The sequence below is a fragment of the Streptomyces sp. ERV7 genome (assembly GCF_001653515.1).
Taxonomy (GTDB): Bacteria; Actinomycetota; Actinomycetes; order Streptomycetales; family Streptomycetaceae; genus Streptomyces.
Genome location: NZ_LYOY01000089.1, coordinates 1 through 6,945 on the forward strand (window position 1 = coordinate 1; position 6,945 = coordinate 6,945).

The following is a 6,945-nucleotide window of genomic DNA, read 5'->3' on the forward strand; positions in this document are numbered from 1 at the left end:
GCGGTAAGAACCACTTTTATGCGGATCGTTCCGAGCGCGGCGTGGGAGGCGGAGGCGGCAAAGGCGAGTGCCTCGGCGCGGTCCCGCTGCAATTCACCGGTGCTAACGGCGGCAACGGGATCAGCACGTCCGGCGGACGAGGCGCCCCGGGCCATTCCCTCGCCCCGCTGAGCCCCCCACAGGTCGGCTCCGGCGGCAACGGCGGCACCCAGGGCGGAGAACCTGGGACCCCAGGCAGGAACGGAGCAGCCGTCATCGTCTGGAGCAACGCGCTCGGTTTGAATCTGCCCCTCTGACTCGCGCCGAGATGAAGCAGAAGTCAGCTCGACGAGGACAACTGCCTCCTGCGCACGGCCGTTGACTCCGCCGGGTACCTCGCCTACCGCATCGCTGCTCTGCGCCTTGACTACACCCTGCTCGGCCCGCCTGAACTCGTCCCTCACCTGCGGCGGATCGCCGAGCGGGCACTGAACGCCGTGCAGGGTCAAAGCGATCAGTGAACGGCACCCCGCAGTGCCCTGCCGGCCCTATGCGTGGGACCGCTTGGGGAGGCCGAGGTCGTGGCGGAGGTGCTCCGCGGTGAAGGACCTCTTCGTCGTCAGGAGGTCTGCGGGGGTGCCTTGGAAGATGATCTGGCCGCCGTGTCTGCCGCCGTCGGGGCCGAGGTCGATGATCCAGTCGGCGTGCTCGATGACGTCGAGGTCGTGTTCGATGACCAGGACGGTGTTGCCCGCGTCGACCATGCGGTCCAGGAGGGCGAGGAGGGTCTGGATGTCCGACATGTGCAGGCCGGTGGTGGGCTCGTCCAGGACGTAGACGCCGCCGGTTTGGTGGAGTTCTCCCGCCAGTTTGAGGCGTTGGCGTTCGCCGCCGGAGAGCGTCGAGAGGGGCTGGCCGAGGGTGAGGTAGCCGAGGCCGACCTCGTTCAGCAGATTGATCTTGCGGGTGATGGTGCGGTCGGTGAAGTAGTCGGTGGCTTCCTCGGCGGTGAGGGCGAGGACCTCGACGATGTTCTTGCCGTCGAGCGTGTGGGTGAGCACGTCGGGGGCGTAGCGGGTGCCACCGCAGTTCTCGCAGAGCGTGGTGACCGGGTCCATGAACGCCATGTCGGCGGTGATCTCGCCCTTGCCGTGGCAGACGGGGCAGGCGCCGCGCGAGTTGAAACTGAAGTACCCGGCATCCACCCCGCCGGCCTTCGCGAACGCCGTGCGGACGGCGTCCATGACGCCGAGGTGGCTGAGAGGGGTGGCCCGCGAGGAGATGCCGATGCCGCCCTGTCCGATGACGACGGCCTCGGGGTGCTGGGCGGTGAACACCTCGGTGACCAGGGTGGACTTGCCCGATCCGGCGACGCCGGTGAAGACGGTCAGGACACCGGTGGGGATGTCGACGGTGATGTTCTTGAGGTTGTGCAGGGCGGCGTCGGCGACCGTGAGGCGGCCGGTGGGGGTGCGGGGCGCCTGCTTCAGTTCTGGTGTGCGGCGCAGTTGCCGGCCGGTACGCGTGCCAGCCTTCCGCAGGCTCTTGGGGGTGCCCTGGTAGACGATGCGGCCGCCGTGAGTACCGGCGCCGGGCCCCATGTCGACGATGTGGTCGGCGGCGGCGATGACGTCGCGGTCGTGTTCGACGACGAGGACGGTGTTGCCACGGTCGCGCAGTTCGCGCAGCAGGGTGTTCATGCGGCCCACGTCGCGCGGGTGCAGGCCGGTGGAGGGCTCGTCGAAGATGTACGTCATGCCGGTGAGCGCCGAGCCGAGGAAGCGGACCATCTTCAGGCGCTGGGCTTCGCCGCCGGACAGGGTGGAGGTTTCGCGGCCCAGGCTCAGGTAGCCGAGGCCGATGTCGTCCAGGCGCCGCAGCCCGGCGGCGGCCTGCGCGGCCAGCGGCGTGCCCAGGGGATGGTGGATCTTGCCGAGCACGTCGACGAGTTCGGTGACCTCCATGGTCATGTAGTCGGCGATGCCGTGTCCGTCGATGCGGGTCTTCAGCGCGGCCTCGCTGAGCCGCTCACCCCGGCAGGTGGGGCAGGTGCCCTGGATGGTGTACTCCTCGACCGCCTTGCGGGTGCGCGGCGAGAGGGTGGAGATGTCCCGGCTCAGGTAGAGCCGCTCGAAGCGCGGGAGCAGGCCCTCGTCGGAGGCCGACGTGGAGCCGGCTTCACCGTGCAGCAGGCGCTGCCAGTCCCGCTGCGCATAGCGCTTCAGCGGCTTGTCGAGGTCGAAGCGGCCGGTGCGGGTGAACAGGTTCCACTGCACCCCGCCGACGTTGAACATCGGGAACAGCAGCGCCCCCTGGTTCAGCGACTTGGCGGTGTCGAAGAACGTGTCCAGGTCGGGCTGCACGGTGCGGCCGAGCCCGGCACAGGTCGGGCAGGCGCCCTCGGGCGTGTTGAAGGAGTACGCCGTCGCCATCCCTGCTGACGGCACGCCGGCGCGGGAGAACAGCAGCCGGATGACCGAGGCGATGTCGGTGGAGGTGCCCACGGTGGAGCGGGCGTTGGCGCCGATCGGCTTCTGGTCGACGACCACGGCCGTGGAGAGGTGGTCGATGCGGTCGGCGTCCGGCTTCTCGTAGCGGGGCAGCCGGTTGCGCACGAAGGTCGTGAAGGTCTCGTTCAACTGCCGCTGGGCCTCCACCGCGATCGTGGAGAACACCAGCGACGACTTGCCGGAGCCGGACACCCCGGTGAACACTGTGATCTTGTTCTTGGGGATGCGCAGCGAGACACCTTGCAGGTTGTGCTCGCGGGCGCCCTCGATGACGATTTCCTGGTTCATGATCTCTCTGGCGATCTGCGCGGGGGACGGGGCGCGGCGGTCGCCGCCCCCAGGGCGTCGATGCGGGCGATCTCCTCGGAGTCGAGTTCTAGGCCGGCGCCGAGGAAGTTCTCCGAGATGCGGTCCGGGTGGCCGGACTTGGGGATGATCGGGATCCGGTGCGCGACGTGCCAGGCAATGACGATCTGCGCCGGCGTCGCCTCGCGTGCGGAGGCGATCTCGACGAGGGCAGGGTGGCCCAGTCCGGGCCCCCGCAGTCGCAGTGGGCTGTGCCCTTCAAGGACCACCCCGCGCTCGGCGTGCCCTTCGATGACGGCCGGGTCGTACAGGGTCGGGTTGAACCGGACCTGGTTGACGGCCGGGGCATGTGCGGTTGGGCGGTCAGCGCGTCCAGCTGGGGCAGGCTGTGGTTGCTGACCCCGGCCCCAGTGGCCAGGCGCTCATCAGTGGCGGCCAGGAAGGCGTCCCACACGGTGATGTTCTCGTACGGGTCCTTGAGCGGGAAGTGCACCAGCCACAGATCGACGTGGTCCAAACCGAGCAGCCCGAGCGACCGCTCCAGCGCTTCCCGTTCCCCACCGGGGCGGCGCTGGGCGAACTTGGTCGTCACGAACACCTCGGCGCGCGGAAGACTGCTGGCGGCCAGCGCCTTGCCGACCGCCTCCTCGCTGCCGTACAGCGCGGCGGTGTCGAGGTGCCGGTACCCCGCTTCCAGGGCGAGCGAGACGACCCGGTAGGCGTAGTCGCCCTTGAGCTGCCAGGTCCCGAACCCGATCGCCGGGATCATCGGCCGGATGTGGCGCCGTTGACCAGCCGGTCCACGTCCAGGGTGAGTTCGAGGGCGTCCAGCACGGAGGCCGGGGCGATCTCGTTCTCGGCCTCGCCGCGCAGGCAGGCCAGCACGTGGTCGATCATCGCTGTGTACTGGTCGGCGGGCGCCAGCTCCACCTCCCGTGCGCCCTCGGCGGTGTACGCGGTGAGTGCACCGGAGGGCTTGCCGTCGAAGCCCATGGTGGAGACGGACTCCAGTACGCCTTCACTGAAGGTGGCGGTGTAGCCGCCGCGGGCGCCCCAGGACATGGGCATCAGTGCGGACACCGAGTCGCGGGCGAAGGCGCCGTCGTACCGGAGTGCCGCCTCGATGGAGGCGCTGTCCTCGTTGCGGGCGACGGTGGTGACGTCGATGCTGTGCGGTTTGCCGAGGGTGCGCGTGATGATGTCCATGTCGCTGTGCATGGCCTCCAGCGGCAAGGCCCGCAAACCCAGCGAGGCACCCGGCCACAGCGGCGCGGTCAGGTTCCACAGCGTCAGCTGTTCCAGACGCCCGTACGTGCCCTGCCGTGCGGCATCGGTCAGGGCCTGGTTGGCGGGGATGAACCGCTCGAACATGTCGACGAACACCTGTCTGTCGCTGCGCGCGGCAGCCTCGGCCACGCGCTGCGCATCGGCCAGGTTGTCGGCGAGCGGCAGCTCGACCAGGGCGTGCTTGCCCGCCTCTAGGGCGCGCAGCGCGTACTCGGCGTGCAGCGGGATGGGCAGGCACACGTCCACGAGGTTGAAGTCGTCCTCGAAGGCACGGTCCAGGTCGGTGGAGGCGGCGAAGCCGAACCGTGCGGCGGTCTCAGCGGTCTTGTCGGGGTTCCGCCCGAACATGACCACCTCGACGTCGCCGCGCGCGGCGTAGACACCGGCGTGGGCCTGGCCGAAGCCGGTACCCAGCAGGGCGATCTTCATGATGTCTCTCCCTTTATGCGGCGGTGGGCATGGAGAACAGGCCGAAGCGGTTGCCGCGCGGGTCGACGATCCGCGAGTAGACGAGCCCGTCGGGGTTGGCGTCCGGGCCGAACTCGACGGTGGCACCCAGCTCCTGGGCCTTCGCGGTGACGGCGGGTACGTCGGGGACGAGGAAGTCGGGCATCAGGTAGTCGATGCCGTCCGCGCCGAGGTCGTACATGCCGCCGGAGGGCCACTGGTTGCCGGTGAAGACGTTGTAGTACTGCTTGCCGCCGGCACTGTCGTCGAAGACGAGACGCCAGCCGAACGCCTGGCTGTAGAAGTCCTGCGTCGCTGCGGGGTTGGTGGTGCCGATCTCGAACCAGGCGTATGAGCCGGGTCCCGGCTTGGCCGCCATCTCCTGCATCTGCTCGCCGGCCTGCCCGGCGAACTCCTTGAGCCGTTCGGGGGTCTGGTTGTTCTGGAACAGCGAGAAGACGTTGCCCTGCGGGTCGGCGAGCCGCGCGAACGTGGTCACATCGGAGACCTGGGTGGCCGGGACGACCACGCTCGCGCCGAGCGACTCCAGCTTCTTCTGGTCGGCGGCGACGTCGGCCGAGACGATGGAGACGTTCATCGTCTCCTCGGGGCTGTGGGCGTTGTCGTAGATCGCGCCCATGGGGAAGGGCATGCCCGGCGCCATGATCCGCGTGTAGGTGACGCCGTTCACGGACGAGTCGGGGTCGACGGCGAAGCTCCAGCCGAGCAGCGAGCCGTAGAAGTCTTTGACGGCCTGGCCGTCAGCGGTGCTGATCTCGAACCAGACGACGTTTCCGGGATCCATGAAACCCATGACATTCCTCCTTGGCCGGGGTGGAGTGCGCGCTTGCGCTTCCACCGTTCATCGTTGGGTCCGGCGGGCGATGCTGCACGATGCCGCCCGCCGTACTCGCTCATTTCTGACATTAGAGACCTTTTAGGACATCTGGCGTCCTAAGATCGTGCGGTTTTCTCCTTGCTGCCGGCTGTGCGCGGCACGGCGTACAGCAGCGCGAAGGCGGCGAAGAACGCGGCGGCGACATAGGGCAGCGTGTGCGCGAAAGCGTCGGGCATCCTGGTTGCCTGGGTGACGGGGTTGCCGTCGCCGCCCAGGTGGTTGAAGAAGATCAGCGAGGACAGGGCGGTGCCGACGGCCTGGCCGAGCTGGACGGTGGTGTTGTTCAGGCCGGAGGCCGAACCGGCGTCCTCGTGGGGGACTTCGGAGAGGATGATGTCGGCGAGCGGGGCGACGATCAGGCCCATGCCGATGCCCATCGGCACCAGCGGCAGCATCGTCTGCCACAGCGCGATGTCCGCCCCGTACTGTCCGGTCAGCCACGCGAACAGGACCATCCCTGCCGCTGCGATCAGCGCGCCCGCCTGGAGTACGCGGCGGCCGAAGCGCGGCACGAGGACCTGCATCGAGATCCCGGCCCCGGCCATCAGCAGCAAAGACATGGGCAGTCCGGACAGGCCCGCCTTCAACGGGGAGAAGCCGAGGCCCAGTTGCAGGTAGAGCGTCCAGGCTAGGAAGAACACACCCGAGGCGAGCCCGAACAGCAGCTGCACGCCCAGGCCACCCGCAAAACTCCTGCGGGTGAACAGGGAGAGTGCGACCAGCGGGGAGCCGCCCCGGGCTATCACCCGGCGCTCATGCGCGACGAACAGCGCGAGCACCGGCACCGAGGCCGCCAACATCACCCACGTCCACACCGGCCAGCCCAGCTCGCGCCCCTGGATGAGCGGCAGGACGAGGAAGAGCAGCCCGACGACGGACAGCAGCATGCCGGTGAGGTCGAGCCGGACCGCGCGCTCGGCCTTCGACTCGCGGATCAGCAGCGCACCCGCGACCAGGCCCGCCACGCCCAGCGGCAGGTTCACCAGGAAGATCGGCCGCCAGCCCCACCCGAACAGGTCACCCTCGACCAGCAGCGCACTGACCAGCGGCCCGGCCAGGACGCCGAGCGCGGTGATGGCCCCGTAGACACCGAAGACCTTGCCGCGCTCCTCCTTCGCGAAAGAGACGTGAACGATGGACAACACCTGCGGCACCATCAATGCGGCTGCCGCGCCCTGCGCGATCCGGCCGCCGAGCAGCACTTCGGGGGTGGTGGCGATGCCGCACACCAGCGAAGCGAGGGTGAATCCGGCGATGCCGGCGAGGAAGATCCGCTTGCGGCCGTACAGGTCGCCCAGGCGTCCACCGGTGATCAGACCGAGCGCGAAGGCCAGGGCGTAGCCGCCGACCACCCACTGGATCTGGGCGGTCGAGGCGCCCGTGTCCTCCTGGATGTGGGGGATGGCCATGTTGACCACGGTGACGTCCACCGCGTCCATGAAGGCCGCAATGAGCAGGACGACCAGCGCCACCCAACGGCGGGGGTCCACCGCCGCCGACGAGGGAGCAGTCACGGAA

At 69.0% G+C, this 6,945-nt stretch carries 6 protein-coding genes and 1 pseudogene; all 7 read right to left on the reverse strand.

Annotated elements, in window-relative coordinates:
• Positions 1-488 (reverse strand): hypothetical protein (locus tag A8W25_RS35315; RefSeq protein ID WP_234386686.1); only part of this gene is annotated, 488 nt, incomplete at its 3' end.
• Positions 489-527: 39 nt separating this feature from the next.
• The gene (locus tag A8W25_RS30610) at positions 528-2,777 is read right to left on the reverse strand and encodes an ATP-binding cassette domain-containing protein (protein ID WP_067167703.1); all 2,250 of its coding nucleotides are present in this window, start codon (positions 2,775-2,777) and stop codon (positions 528-530) included.
• Positions 2,774-3,064 (reverse strand): aldo/keto reductase, encoded by a 291-nt coding sequence (locus tag A8W25_RS35875; RefSeq protein ID WP_420708540.1) that lies wholly within the window; start codon positions 3,062-3,064, stop codon positions 2,774-2,776. The genes A8W25_RS30610 and A8W25_RS35875 overlap by 4 nt, the downstream gene beginning before the upstream one ends.
• Before the next feature lie 86 nt (positions 3,065-3,150).
• Positions 3,151-3,564, reverse strand: a pseudogene (locus tag A8W25_RS35880) (aldo/keto reductase); the annotation flags it as partial.
• The gene (locus A8W25_RS30620; protein WP_067167705.1) at positions 3,561-4,511 is read right to left on the reverse strand and encodes a Gfo/Idh/MocA family protein; all 951 of its coding nucleotides are present in this window, start codon (positions 4,509-4,511) and stop codon (positions 3,561-3,563) included. The gene A8W25_RS30620 and the pseudogene A8W25_RS35880, both read right to left, overlap by 4 nt.
• Positions 4,512-4,524: 13 nt before the next feature.
• On the reverse strand, positions 4,525-5,343 hold the full coding sequence (locus A8W25_RS30625; protein ID WP_067167707.1) for a VOC family protein: 819 nt from the start codon (positions 5,341-5,343) through the stop codon (positions 4,525-4,527).
• Between the two features lie 140 nt (positions 5,344-5,483).
• Complete coding sequence (locus A8W25_RS30630) at positions 5,484-6,941, reverse strand: MFS transporter (RefSeq protein ID WP_067167709.1); 1,458 nt, start codon at positions 6,939-6,941, stop codon at positions 5,484-5,486.
• Positions 6,942-6,945: the final 4 nt, after the last annotated feature.

Excerpts from the sequence above, each read along its gene's own strand:
- A8W25_RS30620 (WP_067167705.1), bottom strand. The coding sequence starts at position 4,511 with ATGAAGATCGCCCTGCTGGGTACCGGCTTCGGCCAGGCCCACGCCGGT.
- A8W25_RS30625 (WP_067167707.1), bottom strand. The coding sequence starts at position 5,343 with ATGGGTTTCATGGATCCCGGAAACGTCGTCTGGTTCGAGATCAGCACC.
- A8W25_RS30610 (WP_067167703.1), bottom strand. The coding sequence starts at position 2,777 with ATGAACCAGGAAATCGTCATCGAGGGCGCCCGCGAGCACAACCTGCAA.